A 15709-nucleotide genomic window follows, 5' to 3' on the forward strand; every position below is an offset into this window, starting at 1 on the left:
CGCACAGCAAACACAACCTCGATTCTGCCCGGCGGGCGTAGGAGCTGACTTGTCTGCGAATAAGGGCGGCACGACCTTCATCCGGTGGTGAACCCAACCATTTTGCGACTGCTATACAGTCGGACGCGACCCCGGGTCGATTCGCAGACAAGTCAGCTCCTACAAATAATCTTATATTTAAAATAGTTATCGATTGTTTGATAGGAGGCCTCGTGTTGTCGCACAGCAAACACAACCTCGATTCTGCCCCGCGGGCGTAGGAGCTGACTTGTCTGCGAATAAGGGCGGCACGACCTTCATCCGGTGGTGAACCCAACCATATTGCGACTGCTACGGTCGGACGCGAGGTGTCCTCTGACTTTTTTTGATAAAACCATGCAACAACCCCATTTCACACACCCATTAAAAAAGGCCAGTCAAAAGACCAGCCTTTCATCCACCGACGCCTGTTTAGTTAATGCTGACCTTGTCGCGATTTTTTTCAAGGATCGCTTTGCCGATGCCTTTCACCTCAAGCAGCTCATCAATCGACGCAAACTCGCCGTTGGCTTCACGGTAAGCCACGATGGCTTTGGCCTTGGCTTCACCCACTCCAGCCAATTCACGCTGAAGCATCTCGGCATCCGCAGTGTTGAGATTGATTCTTTCACCCTGCTCGGCCTGCATCATGGCTGGAGCGCTGGCAGGGACCGGCGAGGAAACCTCGGCAACAGGCGCGGCACTCACAGCGACCGAAGCAGTGGTGAACAAGGCAAACAAGAAGGACGAGAGGACAGAATTACGCATAAGTGACGCTCCATGTTATCCAGGGTGAGGGCAGCTTTCCGAAGCTGCCTCTCAAAGGTAGCCGAGCCCCGCCCCCCGTCAAAAACCGAAGCGTTACCGAATATTTGATCGCGCATGCAAAGCCATAGCGAACGTCAGCCCCGCCCAAAAACGCCCTTCGAGGTCATTTGAAACAATTATTTCTCGAACCAACGCTTTCTTCTGCTTGAGCGACGTAATTATGTCGAAGCACGACAACCCAACATTTTTCCGTGCTAGCACCATGAAATGATTCATTTAAATAAATGCCAAAAAACCGCCAAAACAGAAAAGCGTCAACTTGCCGGCAATCACACAACATCAACCCAAAAAAAAACAAACGGAAGCCGTTTTTTGACGACAAAAATAATGGCTTTCAGCTTGAACAACTTAATTTTAGAGGTAAATTTAGTTCAGGAGTTTTTTGACGCTCAGCAAAAAAGGCTCAAATCCGCGTTTGTTCGGACAAAGAAATACCGAATCAGGAGCAGCAAAATGTTAACTTTTTTTCTGTGCTGGGGCGCTGCTTCGGTAGTCGGCACTTTAATCGCACTAAGCCTTATCTGGAGCGGGAAACGCACCAGTCAAGAAAGCAGCGAACTATCATCCCGTACCGCCCAGAATTCGGCGGTGGCGCCAAGAACGTTGCGAGCTTGAACATCATCTAGCTTTCAGCTACCGCAACGTCATCGCTGGCTCATTGAACAATAAGCTATCAGTTGATACCAAGTGCTGAGTCCCTGATCTTGTTCTGGAGCCAGCACCGTCATGGTGCGTACCGACGCCAAAGTTGAAAATCCGTTTGTGATCGGCCGTAAGACATGACTGTTCAGCGACACACCTTAAAGACCCCACCGCGAACGCTCGGATCTACAGTCTACTCAAGACCGCTAAGGTCAATGGCCAGGTACCCTGCACATGGCGACGCCTGTACTGGAGCGTTTGCCACAGGCCGCTTCGGTGGCTGACTTCAAAGCCTTGCTGCCGTGGAACTGATCGCCAGATATGCCAAGGCAAACGAGAAAGCTACGTCGCGATAGGTAGGCTTTATGGCACGATTACGTGATATCCATGTGAGGCCTCATTCCAGATGAGTGCATTTACTGGCCGACTTTAGCAAGCAGTGGGTATAATTCTCCTTTTTTGACGGCTTTAAGCATGCTTAACTCAATTCAAACATTAAGAGCGCTTGCGGCATGGCTCGTTGTCTTCCACCATTACCTGCAGTTCTTCTATAATTTCAAACTTACTGATCCTCTGTCGGTCGCGATATCACAATATGGAGCGATAGGTGTTGATCTATTTTTTGTTATCAGTGGTTTTGTAATTTATAGCTCAACCATCAACAGACACACTCCCCCTCTACATTTTCTGGCCCATCGCTTGGCCCGGATTGTACCTGCATACTGGCTATTTACATGTTTAGTTGCAGTGAGCCTTATCAACTTCAAAGGCTTAGTCGCTTTTACTGAATTCGAACCATTTTTTTTATTAAAAAGTTTGGCATTTTTACCAGCCGAAAACCCATCAGGAGTCGGTCTATTTCCCCTACTAACTGTAGGCTAGACGCTAAATTATGAGATGGCATTTTATGCGATTTTTTTTCTTGCACTGTATGCGCCAAAAAAGCTCAGACTGCCTACAATTTTCTTAGGCATCTATATACTCGCGTACATTGTACCAAAACTTAATGGAAGCTTTTCTTTTTACACCAACAAAATAGTTTTTGAATTTTTAATGGGGATATTGATAGCCTTAATGTATAAAAAGGACTGGTTCCAATTCATAAATCTCCCTGTCGCCCTTACCTTAGCTGCTGGCTCTATTTATACCGTTGTTACAACAGCGGGTGTAAACCACGAACCAATCCGATTCGGCGTGCCGTGTTCTTTACTCGTCATTGCAAGTTTATCCCAAGAGAAACGCTTCCCAAAAAACGCTTTCATCGCAACGCTTGGTGATTGGTCGTACTCAACTTATTTAAGTCACGTCCTCGTTATTTGCTATATGTATAAAGCACAGAACACCTTTAACCTTTCACTGCTTACAACCCCCCGGTGTCAGGCTAGTTGTCGCCTGAGCTGATTTATCAAAACGATAGATCGGGGGCGCCAAAGAGAGCTGTAATGTCGAGCTATTCACCTGAGCGTAAAGCGGCCCTTATCAACAAATTGCTGCCGCCTCAAAACATGTCCGTGGCCGAGTTGTCGCGTCAAGAAGGCATCTCTCAAGCCACCCTGTATGCTTGGCGAACCAAGCTCAAAGCAGGAGGCGCAGTGGTGCCCGGAGATAAAAGCAGTGCCGATAACTGGTCGGCTGAAGCCAAGTTCGCAGCGGTGTTGCACACGGCCACGTTGAGCGAGATCGAGCTTAGCGAATACTGTCGCAGCAAGGGTTTGTACCCCGAGCAAATCGGCGCTTGGCGACAGGCCTGCATCAGTGGCCAGCTAACAGCCCAGGCACAGCGCCAGGCCGAGCGAGAACAGGCGCGCGCCGACAAAAAACGCATCGCCGAGTTGGAGCGTGAACTGCGGCGCAAGGACAAGGCGCTCGCAGAAACCGCCGCGATTCTGGTGCTGCGAAAAAAGATGAATGCCTTCTGGGGAAACGACAGCGAGGACGTCTGACCTCGCTGCCAGAACGGCAACAACTCGTTGAACGTTTTAACCAAGCCGTTGCTTCTGGTGCACGCAAAACTATTGCCAGCGCGGAGATCGGGCTGTCGCTGCGCAGCCTGCAACGCTGGGCGCTGACGCCTGTGATGCAGGCCGACGTGCGCACCACCACGTCACGTCCGCGACCACTTAATGCCCTGAGTGAACAGGAGCGTTGCGCTATTTTAGAGGTCTGCAACAGTCCGCCATTCGTCAGCCTGCCGCCCAGCCAGATCGTCCCGATACTGGCCGATCAAGGTCGTTATCTGGCCTCAGAGGCAACCTTTTACCGCGTCCTGAAGGAAGCTGATCAGCAGCACCGACGTGGCCGCAGCCATGCACCGCACAAGCATGCTGCGCCGACAACTCACAGCGCAACCACAGCCAATAAGGTCTGGTCTTGGGACATCACCTACTTGCCATCGCCAGTGCGTGGGAAGTACTACTATCTGTATTTGATCGAGGACATCTACAGCCGAAAGGCCGTGGGCTGGGAAGTTTACGAGCAAGAAAGTGGCGAGCTGGCGGCCGAACTGATGCAGCGCACCGTGCTCACCGAACGCTGCGCCGGACGGCCCCTAGTGCTGCACTCGGACAACGGTGCACCGATGAAATCGGTGACGTTGCTGAGCAAACTGTACGAACTCGGCATCACCCCGTCACGCGGACGACCACGGGTGAGTAACGATAATCCCTACTCAGAATCGCTGTTTAGAACCCTGAAATATTGCCCGCAATGGCCTCCTGGTGGTTTTGCAGATTTGGACGCGGCACGCAGCTGGGTGCGCGATTTTATCCGCTGGTACAACCACCAACACCGCCACAGCCGCATCCGCTTCGTGACCCCGGCGCAGCGTCATCGAGGAGATGATCAAGAGATCTTGGCCAAGCGTCATGCCCTGTATCAGCAAGCTCGTAATCAACATCCACATCGCTGGTCAGGTGCGACACGCAATTGGCAGCCCATCGGCGCGGTCACACTCAATCCGGAAAGGGAGTTACCGACACTGAAAATAGCCGCATAAAACACAGCTGACGCGACAACTACCTTGCAAAACGCCGCAACCTTGGCAATTATATGCTTAACCATACTTATCACCTCATACCTAAGCTACACATTTATCGAAAAACCCTTCACAAATTTTACTAAAAAGACCTTAAATAAAGATACTGTATTAAAACTCAACAACACCCAAAACCCAGCAGAGTCCTACACACCTGAAGACCCGCGCTAAGAGTGCATTGGTGAGTCATCACGGATGGGTAATAAACAACTTTTCCAGCGCCCATATCAAACCACATCGCTGTCCTTCCTTTTCAGGAGTACGTTTTCATACACCTATAAGTTACAGGTTCGAGAGCGGGCAAAAGTGAGGGTATACGAAGCAGATGGCAAGGATGCAAGAGTAAATAAATAATTATTCGAAACGGCGTTTAATTCAGAAGCAGCTGCCTGAACTGCTTTCGAATTAAAACGAACCGATACCTGCCAGCTTAATGACCCCTGCACAAACGTCTTTGCCAATACACCACAACCATCTTATTTTGTTTTGAGCTTACGGTTCCAAACGACGCTGCTGATATATCCAATCGACGATTTCACCGTCTGGTGCGTATCCACTGACTGTTTCCCGTAGCAACTGACGAACTTTATTATAATCATCCTCCTCGACGGCAGAGAGTAAGTCAGATATTTTTTCCTTTAAAACCTCCCATGTAAACGAATCTTCGTTTGCACTCATAATCATCGGATGCCCTGTGGCCACCACATTATCGCCAATCAACAATTCCTCATAAAGCTTTTCGCCCGGACGAAGACCGGTAAATTCTATAGCAATGTCGCCTTGGGGATTCTTCTCGGAGCGAACGCTTAAACCAGAAAGGTGAACCATTTTTTCGGCCAGCTCGACAATCCTTACGGGGTCGCCCATATCTAAAACAAATACGTCCCCGCCAAGCCCCATTGATCCTGCCTGAATCACTAGCTGAGCAGCCTCAGGGATGGTCATGAAGTAGCGCGTAATTTTCGGGTGAGTAACCGTTAGAGGCCCACCCGATTTGATCTGTTTATGGAATAGCGGAATGACTGAGCCAGAAGATCCCAGTACGTTGCCAAATCGAACCATTGTGAAACGGGTCTTATTTACCCGCGAGACTTTCGCCTTATCTCCAAACATTACGGGGGCTAGCTCACGGCTCAAGGCTTGCAGCGTGAGTTCCGCAAGGCGCTTCGTGCTACCCATCACATTTGTCGGGCGAACAGCCTTATCTGTAGAAATCAGAACAAAGTTAGAAACTCCAGCCTGTAGCGCAGCCTGAGCGGTATTAAGTGTACCAATGACATTATTCAGCACGCCCTCAGCAATGTTGTGCTCGACCATGGGGACATGTTTGTAAGCGGCGGCGTGATAAACCGTATCTACACGCCAGGTCTTCATGACATCCAGAATCTTATCCTGATTACGAACCGATCCAAGAATTGGCAAGATTTTGACCGGCAGAGACGCCCGACTAACGCTCTGCTCTAGCTCAGAAAGAATACTGTAGAGGTTAAACTCACTGTGCTCGAATAACAAAAGCGTGGCGGGTCGCAATGCCAGAATCTGTCGGCAAAGCTCAGAGCCAATGGACCCCCCTGCCCCAGTTACAAGAACAACTTGGTCCGTAATGCAATGTTCAAGCAAGTCTTCCTGCGCGGGTACGGCATCCCGCCCCAATAAATCGGCAATGTCGACCTCCTGAATATCATCAACTTTGACCCGACCGCTGGCCAAATCCATGAACCCTGGTACGCTCCGCACGTGAAGGGGGAAGCCCTCAAGATAACCTAATATTTCCCGACGGCGCCCACGAGAACACGAGGGCACAGCCAAGAGAATTTCCTGTGCACCTGTAACGTCGATCATTCGCTGAATGTGGCGCGGCTTAAAGACCTGAAGACCCGAGATGACCCGATTCGAAATGCTGTCGTCGTCATCAATGAACGCGACGGGACGCATTAATCGCCCCATGCGCAACGCAGCTACCAACTGATTACCTGCTGCGCCCGCACCATAAATCGCAACCTTAGGAAGACCGTCGTCTCGATTAGTGAATGGGACGTGCTGCGCGGCAGCAAACCAGTCTCCCAAGAAATATTGACGCATCGCTAAACGCAGGCCACCAATCATGATCATGCTCAACCACCAGTAGTTGAAAATGATAGACCTGGGTACTACGTTCTGATGATTGCCGTACCAGTAGACGACAACCCCAAGTATCAGAGAGGACAAGCTGACAGCTTTGATAATGGCAATGAGTGCATCATTGCCAAAATAGCGCATCACCGCACGGTACATACCGAAGCGAATGAATAATGGGATTGCTATGACAGGTGCGCTGAGGAACAGCCAAAGGTAATCAGTAGGACGTATCAACTCATCAATGCCTAAACGGACCACAAAAGCCAGCCAAAGCGCAGCCCAGACCAAAATAACGTCCGTAACGACCTGTATCAATCGTTTCTGCCGACGTGGCAGCCCTAGCAAACCCGATCGTAGCTTGTCCATAACACCTTCACTCACCTCGTGCCGCTCCCATGACTAGTACCCGCTTCATTGTACGTATTTGAACACACACCAAAAACAGAAGACGCCCTCATTTTAGGACGGGGGGAATTCAATAGGTTCAAGCTCGCCTGCGTGAAACTTTATGGCCAGGGCAATCAGAGGGACGTAAGCAATGACAAGCCCAAGTACCCCGTCCAGCTCAAAAATCGCCACGCATAACGCAATTGGCATTAACCATAATAGGTTGATTGCCGCCACCGCCAACGTGACCGGTAGATGCATTCCGACCTTGCGCGAAGCAAACTGATAAGCATGACTGCGGTGCGCTTCATAAACCTTGTCACCTCGCACCAAGCGCCGGATCAGTGTAAACGTCGCATCGACCACAAACACGCCCAATAAAATCAACCAGCTCCACAAAAGCGGTGATGACAGCCAAGCCGCTTGCAGAGATATAACACCTAGGGTGATTCCAAGAAACCCACTACCGGCATCGCCCATAAAAATACGCGCAGGGGGGAAATTCCAGTAGAGAAAACCAAAAACTGCCATCGCCAACGACAGCGGTACCCAAATCAACTCTGGAAAGCCACCGACCAGATACAAAAGGCAAGCCCCAAGGCAGGCACAAATAGCCTCTACGCTGGCAATGCCGTCGATCCCGTCCATGAAGTTATACAGATTGAGCATCCAGACCAGATAAACCGCAGCCAAAATATGCCCAAACCAACTAAAATCAACCTCGACCCCGAACAATACGATTACGGGTAATCCGCCCAGCCAGAACAGAGCCCATGTGGCAGCACTGAAATGGCCTAGTAAACGCCATCTAGCTGCGATATGACCATGATCATCCATAAAGCCAATTACTGCGACTAATGCGCCGGCCCCACCGATGGCGATAACCGTAGACCAAGAAGTCAGCAGGGCCCACCCTAGAACAGGCAATACCATCAAAAAGGCCACGACGATCGCAACCCCCCCACCTCGCGGGGTCGGTATTGAATGTGAACTACGTGAATTAGGAATATCCATCAGGCTTCGAGACAGGGCGTATCGACGTAGGACCGCCGTCAACGCCAACGAAAAAACACCAACAACGGGAATCAGCCACCAATAAATCATTATTCTCGACATTCCTGAAAATGCACAGCTGTCTTCTTGAGAGCCTCATTAATACTGACTGGAGGCGTCCATCCCAATACTGATCGGGTCTTACTTATATCTACCTGCAACGAACCACAGAGCCGTTGTGACAGTTCCGTTTTGCCCAACCAATTGGCAGCGTTTTTTAAAACCCAACTGGGTATGGGTAGCAGCCTTGGTGACTTACCCAGTGCCTGTGACATCCTGAGCAAAAGCTCTGTGGTAGAAAGGTCTTCACCGTCGCTCACCAAAAAGGTCTGATTCGCGGCGTTGGGATGCTCAATACACGTCACGATAAGGTCAACAAGGTTGTCCAGTGCCACCAAGCTGCGATGGTTATTGATAGCTCCAAAAGGAAGCGGAATACCCTTGTCGAGCCAACGCATCATGCTCAAAAAGTTTGCTTTTACCCCAGGCCCATAGACCAACACAGGGCGGATAATCACCACTTCAATACCGGTTTCAGCTGCAAGCCTGCGAAGGCCCACCTCAGCCTCTTGCTTGGATACCCCGTATGGGTCAACAGGGGCAGGCGAATCATCTGCTGAAAACGCGCGGCCCGGTAATGTTAACTCTCCCTGTACCTTAATGGAGCTAACAAATACAAACCGCTTTACTCCGGCCGCTACTGCTTGGCGGGCCAGATTAAGCGTCCCTTCAACGTTAATCTTGCGAAATTCTGCTAGAGGATCCGCAAAAGTGTCATTCATCACGTGCACCCGAGCGGCGGTATGCACAACAACTTCGACGCCTCTGGTAGCCTCGGTCCAGTCGGTATCAGGCGAAAGCCCAGTGACCCTAGATACGCGCACCGAGGCAGGGCATTCAAAGAAATCGCGGCGTGTAGCTGCGCCTATTTCATAGCTGTCTTTTGTACAAAGGACAGTAAGCAACCTACTGCCGACAAAGCCAGAGGCACCTGTTATCAGAACGCGCATACTAACGAGCCTCTTAGGGTTTAGACCAAACAGTCCGATTAATATAGTCAGTGTAGCTATGAACCACTCTAACAACCTGCTTGGATACAGGTCCGCCGAGATAGTCCTTAACCACTGGAATAACTCGAGCCTCTCGATTATGCTGACTTGTCACGACACGGACCGCGTCTAGCACCCGCTCTGACTTAAGACCGCACATAATCAATGTTCCCTCGTCCATGCCTTCTGGTCGCTCATGGGCGTTTCGAATAGTCACCGCAGGCAAGTTCAACAACGAAGCCTCTTCAGTAATGGTGCCACTGTCAGAAAGCACACAAAATGATCCCATCTGCAGTTTTATATAATCCAGCAACCCAAAAGGTTTAACGAAACGAATTAACGGATGATCAAGCGACTCACCGAGTAACTCCAGCCGTTTGCGAGTACGGGGATGAGTGGAGACGATAATCGGGTATTTGTAAATCTCAGCCAAAGCACGAAGTGAGGCTAGAAGGTCAAGAAGATTATCGGGTGTATCCACATTTTCTTCACGGTGAGCGCTGACGATGAAAAACTTTCCATCTTCAAGCCCTTCACGAGCAAGAACGTCGGACTCTAGTATGCGAGGCATATAATAGTCTAGGACCTCCTCCATGTGAGACCCGGTTTTTATAATGGTCTCAGGACGAATGCCTTCAGCCAAAAGATAGCGACGAGCGTGCTCCGTCAGTACCAGATTTATATCGCTCAAGTGATCCAGTACTTTACGATTAAGCTCTTCAGGTACGCGTTGATCAAAACAACGATTTCCGGCTTCCATATGAAAAACCGGAATTTTTCTACGTTTCGCCGCGATAACAGCCAAGCAGGTGTTAGTGTCGCCATAAAGCATCAGCGCGTCCGGTTTCTCAAGCTCAAAAATATCGTCCGCTTTCGAAATGACTTCCGCAATGGTTTTAGCCGCAGTATCGCCGACAGCACCTAAAAAATGATCAGGTTTACGAATTCCGAGATCATCAAAAAAAACTTGATTGAGCTCATAATCATAATTTTGCCCCGAGTGGACTAAAATGTGATTGGTTTGCTCATCCAGCTCGGCAATAACTCGACTCATTTTAATAAGTTCAGGTCGAGTGCCCACCAGCGTCATTACCTTAAGCATTAAGTTGCTCCTGAATGAAATCCAGCTTCAGAAGAAGCTCTTTAATGCCCTGAATATCCAAACGTTCAGTATTGTGGGAAGTGTAGTCATCCAACTCCGAAATATGCTGTTCACCCTCGACAAAATATTTTTTATAGTTGAGATCCCTATTATCTGCCGGAATACGGTAGTAACGCCCCATGTCTTCAGCTTTTGCCATTTCCTCACGTGAGATGAGAGACTCGTACAATTTTTCACCGTGACGCGTCCCAATAACCTTGATCGCATTATCACAAGCAAAAAGTTCCTTCAGCGCTTGAGCCAAGTCTGCAACTGTAGATGCAGGCGCTTTTTGGACAAAAATGTCGCCCTGCTGTGCATGTTCAAATGCGTGGAGAACCAGATCTACCGAGTCCTCAAGCGACATCAAAAAGCGTGTCATATTAGGATCTGTAACAGTAAGCTCATGACCATCTTTAAGCTGATTTATAAAAAGAGGTATTACCGAACCACGAGAGGCCATCACGTTCCCGTAACGAGTGGAACAAATCACTGGGCCTGTATCAGGGATAATCCTGGATTTAGCCACTACAAGTTTTTCAGCCATGGCTTTGGATATCCCCATTGCGTTAATGGGGTATACAGCCTTGTCTGTGCTGAGTACCACTACCCGGCTGACGTTATTCGCAATGGCAGCATTGAGTACGTTTTCTGTACCCATAACATTCGTCTTAACCGCTTCCATTGGGTAGAACTCACAAGAAGGCACCTGTTTTAGGGCCGCCGCGTGAAAAATGTAATCAACTCCGACCATGGCCTGAGAAATGCTGGCATAGTCTCGTACGTCACCTATGTAAAACTTTACCTTGTCATTACTCAAGGCAATACGCATGTCCTCTTGTTTTTTCTCATCTCGACTAAAAATGCGTATTTCTTTGACATTAGTGTCAAGAAAACGCTTAAGGACCGTATTCCCGAAAGAACCAGTTCCACCTGTAATCATCAGAATTTTATTGTCAAACATTTTTTCCACCAAGAGTGTAATTAGCGATGTAGATACATGGTTTTTATAAGATCTGGCCATGAGGGTGGCATGTAACCTACAGCAGATCTAAACCGAGAAGAATCTAGAGATCTATCTATTAATAGTTCATCATCTGGAATGATTTCCACATTTTTCTCATAGACTTTGGCAACTTCGCGCAGCAATGAATACTTATCTATCGGTTCAACAGATAGATGATATAAACCACATAGCTCGGGATTTGGAATAACAAAATCCACTATAACTCTCGCAACTTCTACCGTGGGCAGCCCCGAGAAAATAGCTTTTGAGTACCCCTTCACCGTACCCGTCTGGGAAAGAAACCAGTCGATCAGCGACGAACTACTACCCAGTTCATGACCTATGATAGATGTGCGAAGTGTTAACACGTGGGGTTGATCTGAAATTTCACCGATATATTTCGACTTTCCATACAAGTCTTCGGCGTCAGAGATGTCGTTCTCGGTGTACATACCTTTGCGGCCGCTGAATATACAATCAGTACTTATGTGAATAAGTTTCGAATTAACCAACCCACATAGTTTTGACAACCGGTGAGGAAGCATCGCGTTAATAGGCAGCGCAGACAAAGGGTTCTTAGCATCAGCCAACTGCTTTATCAGCCCAACACAGTTTATGACCAAATCAGGTCGCGCCGCGTCAAAAACACTGATGATAGAATCATGATCCAAGACATCAACATCAACATAAAAACTATCTTTGAGTTCACTTTTAAAGTTTTTTAAGCCTGAGCGGTTTCTCATTGTACCGCGTACTGAATGACTCGTATTTTCCGAGATGTATTTAAACATCGTACTGCCTAACATCCCTGTAACGCCCAAAATTAAAATATTCATCTAATGAGTCTCTTGGTCTGCAATTCGTTTTTTGATAATTTCTACCAAGCGTTGGCACTGACCTTGCATTTCAAAATGCTCGCTAAAATAACGGAAACCGGCTTCACCCATGATATCCCGCTCCTCCGGCGATCTATTGTAAAGGACTTCAATATTTTGAGCGAGCGAGGCCGCATCTTCCGCACGGGAACAGAGCCCTGCGCCAGACTCCTCAATAACACGGGCCCCCTCGCCATCTAAGGCGGCTAGGAGTGGTCTGCCAGCTGCCATATATGCCTGCACTTTGCTAGGAACGGTATAAGAGAAAATCTCATCTCGCGTCAACGTCACTAAGAGTCCTTTGCTCTTCTCGAAAATTTCATCCATCGCAGAAGCAGGAAAACGACCAGGCAAGATTACATTATCTAGGTTAAGTTGCTTTTTTTGGTCTTGAAGCCAACGCAACCTACTACCACTGCCAACTATGACAATTTTGAGTTCACTTAAATGCTTTAATCTAATAGCCGCATCTATTAAGGTATCCAACGACTGGGCGTGCCCTAGGTTTCCGGCAAATACCACGCAAAAATTACGCTCTAACAGGTCAATAAAATCACTAGGCAGGCCGGATTCAGACACTTCGACAGTGGTGGGTTTACGGTATGAATTAGGATAATAGAAAATTTTATTCGCTTTTGCGTATTTCATTACAGGCGTCACAAAGGCTTTGGATTGCACCAAGATGGTATCAGCAAAAGCATATATCCCTTTAACCAAGAGCCCTACAAGACGAAGCGTCATTGAGTTCTTAATAAAACCAGTCGCTTTTAGACTTTCAGGCCACAGATCCTGGACCCACACAAACAAATGTGCCCTCGTTAAAAACTTCATTAAAATCGCTGGCACTGCAGCCGTTATCGGCGAAACCCCATATACGATTATTGCATCGAACGATTGCTTCTTTAACGACCCAGGAAAAAAAAATAGTCCGTTGAATAAAAAAGACAAATAATTTAAAGCTAGATTCTTAGCTCCACCTGTTAAGCGTGGCCTCATGGGGACACGATGTAACTTTACACCATCTTCCCATATTTCATTTGTGCACCCTTTAGCGCTATAGCCATCATAAATAATTCCATCGGGATAATTCGGCTTACCCGTAAATATCTCTACTGTGTGCCCTTGGCGCACCAACTCACGAACAATATCGTTTATTATGAAATGCTCTGGATAAAAATACTGGGTTACGATGGCAATTTTTAAATTCATATTAGTTCACACTATCAAATCTTGATTTCAACGCCTTTGGCCCAAGGCTCAGAATTGAAGCACCGAAAGAAAGCAGCGCTCGCCACCTATTAAAAGAAAAATCGAATGTTGGTTGTTGATTCGATTGTTCTAAAAATAATATGGACGTTTTTTCTATATCAAAATCATTAGCTTTATATCGATGAGACTCTGATACGAGATAATATTGAGCATCATTCAATTCATGTAACGACTGAATCGTTTCAAAGATACCCAGTCTTATAGTCGTAGCTGACTCCTCATTATAGGAGTAGCCAACAACATCGGAAAATAGCCCGCAGGTCAACGGGAGAACAATTGACTCTATACCCACTACAGATGGGATACCTGCAGCGGACGCCTCAATAATCGTTGTTCCTGATCCGACAAAGCAAAACGATCCATCCAGTACAGCTGGAAGCTCTGAATATTCGATTTCACCCATAAAATGCACATACTTACCAACGCCACACTTCTTTGCTAATAGCTGCAAGCTGGCTAGCTCTGGACCGGATCCATATATAAAATACTCAAAATTATCGATCTCACGAAGCCTAGGCATTTGTGAAATCACATGAGCATTGTAAATTTTGAAATCAACGAGCCGTCCAACGGAAACTATTTTCAGAGACTTTTTATTTGGTTTTTTATTTTGATAATTTTTGATTGAAATCCCTAAAGGCAGGACATGGAGACTAGACGATTCTATGCCACAAAAATTAGAAGCCATTTCCGCAGTACTTTCATTAGGAAACAATGTGAGCTTCACATTCTTATCATAGAGCTCAAGCATTTTTTTTCTAAAGTAGATATTACGCTCTCGCCACCAACAAATTTCTTTTGAGTGATAAATACCAATACTCAAACCGGTGAAAGAGTAATGTTTTCTATTAAAGTACACATAAGCAAGTGTCAGCAAATCAACGACATGTACTACATCATAATGGATATCAGATCGATTGGAATTTGGTAATAAAGAATTAATCCAACTCGAAGCACCTAAAAAGCTAACTTTCTCGATAATTGTAACGCTGGCAAATTTGCTAAGCTGTGAAAAAAGACCTACATCATATTTGCCGGATAACAACAAAATATCAATACTGTTCCCTTGTTCTTTCAACTCTTTAGCCAACCTTACAACATAGGTTTCTACCCCGCCGATAGATAGGCCGCCTAAAACAAATAGTATATTTTTCACATTCTCACTCCCATAGCGGTGAAGTCAAAGATTAAAAAAATCAAAAAAAACCTCAGCCTCTCCAGCCCAACCTGAATTAGTTGTCAAGTTCAGATATAACGTCAAAAGCGAATAGATGCCTATCATCAAATATCCAACCCAGCGACCAAATATGACAAACGCTACCGCAGGTAAGAGAACATATTCGAACATTGATATCGCGGCATAACTTCTTCCTGCGAAAATTGCAAAATCCCCGAGCACTATCCGAAGAAACGTTGCACAGTAGAAAAAACAAAATATCAACTCAAAATGCTCATATTTTTCTGACAGTTTTTTCCACCAGATTAAAGATAAAATCACGATGAAAATATTTTTTAAATTAACTACACTCAGGAGTGGGAGTGCATAACTGTACATATCAGCATTTAGATAAAGCTCAATTTTCTCCCCAATAAAACCAAAATTTGTCGCATAAGAAAACAATAGCTTCAAATCAATTAGGGCAGCAAAGACTAGTAATGCCAAGCCTCCCACAGCATAAACTGCTCTGTTCGAGATTCGAGAATATAATAAAAATGGAACAATAAATAGTACTGAGGACACATGTATACATATTGCCCCCACCACCAGCACCCACATTGCTAAATATCTTTTTCTTCCTGCATATGTCGCTGCCCAAAAAAGTATCGCGGAAGCCAGACCAAGCCGTATTGCATTTAGCTCTTTATTTAGATAAAAGTGGCTAAAATAGACTAGAGTCGCAGCCCCTACATGGGGCGTAAAGTACTTAATACTTCTAATATTATAAAGAATGGCGACAGATGAAATAAATCCAAACAACAAATAGTGGCTTGTGCTTATGCTAGACAACAACGAAAGTAGCGTAAAAAAACCCACTTCAATATTAAACTGAGAATAGCTGTAATTGCATAAAAATGTATCACAATCAAAAAAAGATGGTATTTGAATAAACATTAACTCGTAGGCAGCGTCATCACTACCTACCCCGACACTTCGAAACGTCGCGAGCGTGATCAGTGCAAGTGCACACGCCGAGACCATAATTGATCTATATAGGCGCTGCTTTAATGCCATTTCAAGTCCACCTAAAAAAAAGATGAGCCCAAATACCGCATAGAGCGGCCACACAA

Annotated in this window: 12 protein-coding genes and 2 pseudogenes; 4 read left to right on the forward strand and 10 right to left on the reverse strand. The window is 46.7% G+C overall.

Features of this window, described 5'->3' with window-relative positions:
- Window positions 1-450 precede the first annotated feature (450 nt).
- Window positions 451-786, reverse strand: coding sequence for a helix-hairpin-helix domain-containing protein (locus RGU44_RS13080; protein ID WP_322217443.1), 336 nt, complete (start codon window positions 784-786; stop codon window positions 451-453).
- A gap of 267 nt (window positions 787-1053) precedes the next feature.
- Between RGU44_RS13080 and RGU44_RS13085 the strand changes: the two genes are divergently transcribed.
- The 4 genes and pseudogenes from RGU44_RS13085 (at window position 1054) to RGU44_RS13100 (ending at window position 4483) form a co-directional block, all read left to right on the forward strand.
- A complete protein-coding gene (locus RGU44_RS13085) occupies window positions 1054-1461 on the forward strand; it encodes a hypothetical protein (RefSeq protein ID WP_322217446.1) in 408 nt (135 codons plus the stop codon).
- Window positions 1462-1602: 141 nt separating this feature from the next.
- Window positions 1603-1800, forward strand: a pseudogene (locus RGU44_RS13090) (transposase domain-containing protein); the annotation flags it as partial.
- A gap of 162 nt (window positions 1801-1962) precedes the next feature.
- Window positions 1963-2889: pseudogene (locus RGU44_RS25100) on the forward strand (acyltransferase family protein).
- A 41-nt stretch (window positions 2890-2930) separates the two neighbouring features.
- A protein-coding gene (locus RGU44_RS13100) for an IS3-like element ISPpu4 family transposase (protein WP_250690811.1) occupies window positions 2931-4483 on the forward strand; the annotation gives its coding sequence in 2 pieces (ribosomal slippage) (window positions 2931-3393 and window positions 3393-4483; 1554 coding nt in all).
- Window positions 4484-5014: 531 nt separating this feature from the next.
- Here RGU44_RS13100 and RGU44_RS13105 read toward each other — a convergent pair.
- The 9 genes from RGU44_RS13105 to RGU44_RS13145 form a co-directional block, all read right to left on the reverse strand.
- Window positions 5015-7006, reverse strand: coding sequence for a nucleoside-diphosphate sugar epimerase/dehydratase (locus tag RGU44_RS13105; RefSeq protein WP_322217815.1), 1992 nt, complete (start codon window positions 7004-7006; stop codon window positions 5015-5017).
- Between the two features lie 93 nt (window positions 7007-7099).
- Window positions 7100-8131, reverse strand: coding sequence for a glycosyltransferase family 4 protein (locus tag RGU44_RS13110; protein ID WP_322217450.1), 1032 nt, complete (start codon window positions 8129-8131; stop codon window positions 7100-7102).
- Window positions 8131-9090 carry an SDR family oxidoreductase gene (locus RGU44_RS13115; protein ID WP_322217453.1) on the reverse strand — a complete coding sequence of 320 codons (960 nt, stop codon included), beginning with the start codon at window positions 9088-9090 and terminating at the stop codon, window positions 8131-8133. Before RGU44_RS13115 ends, RGU44_RS13110 begins: the two co-directional genes overlap by 1 nt.
- Window positions 9091-9103: 13 nt before the next feature.
- A complete protein-coding gene (gene wecB, locus RGU44_RS13120; protein WP_322217455.1) occupies window positions 9104-10231 on the reverse strand; it encodes a non-hydrolyzing UDP-N-acetylglucosamine 2-epimerase in 1128 nt (375 codons plus the stop codon).
- Entirely contained in the window at window positions 10224-11234 is a 1011-nt protein-coding gene (locus tag RGU44_RS13125) for a polysaccharide biosynthesis protein (RefSeq protein WP_322217458.1), read from the reverse strand. Before RGU44_RS13125 ends, wecB begins: the two co-directional genes overlap by 8 nt.
- Window positions 11235-11254: 20 nt before the next feature.
- Complete coding sequence (locus RGU44_RS13130) at window positions 11255-12112, reverse strand: SDR family oxidoreductase (protein ID WP_322217460.1); 858 nt, start codon at window positions 12110-12112, stop codon at window positions 11255-11257.
- A complete protein-coding gene (locus RGU44_RS13135; protein WP_322217462.1) occupies window positions 12113-13360 on the reverse strand; it encodes a glycosyltransferase family 4 protein in 1248 nt (415 codons plus the stop codon).
- 1 nt (window position 13361) lies between these two features.
- Window positions 13362-14576 (reverse strand): glycosyltransferase family 4 protein, encoded by a 1215-nt coding sequence (locus RGU44_RS13140; protein ID WP_322217464.1) that lies wholly within the window; start codon window positions 14574-14576, stop codon window positions 13362-13364.
- Window positions 14577-14600: 24 nt separating this feature from the next.
- Window positions 14601-15653: an EpsG family protein gene (locus RGU44_RS13145; protein WP_322217466.1), complete on the reverse strand. Its 1053-nt coding sequence runs from the start codon at window positions 15651-15653 to the stop codon at window positions 14601-14603.
- Window positions 15654-15709 lie beyond the last annotated feature (56 nt).

The sequence above is a fragment of the Pseudomonas sp. 5C2 genome (assembly GCF_034314155.1).
Classification (GTDB): Bacteria; Pseudomonadota; Gammaproteobacteria; order Pseudomonadales; family Pseudomonadaceae; genus Aquipseudomonas.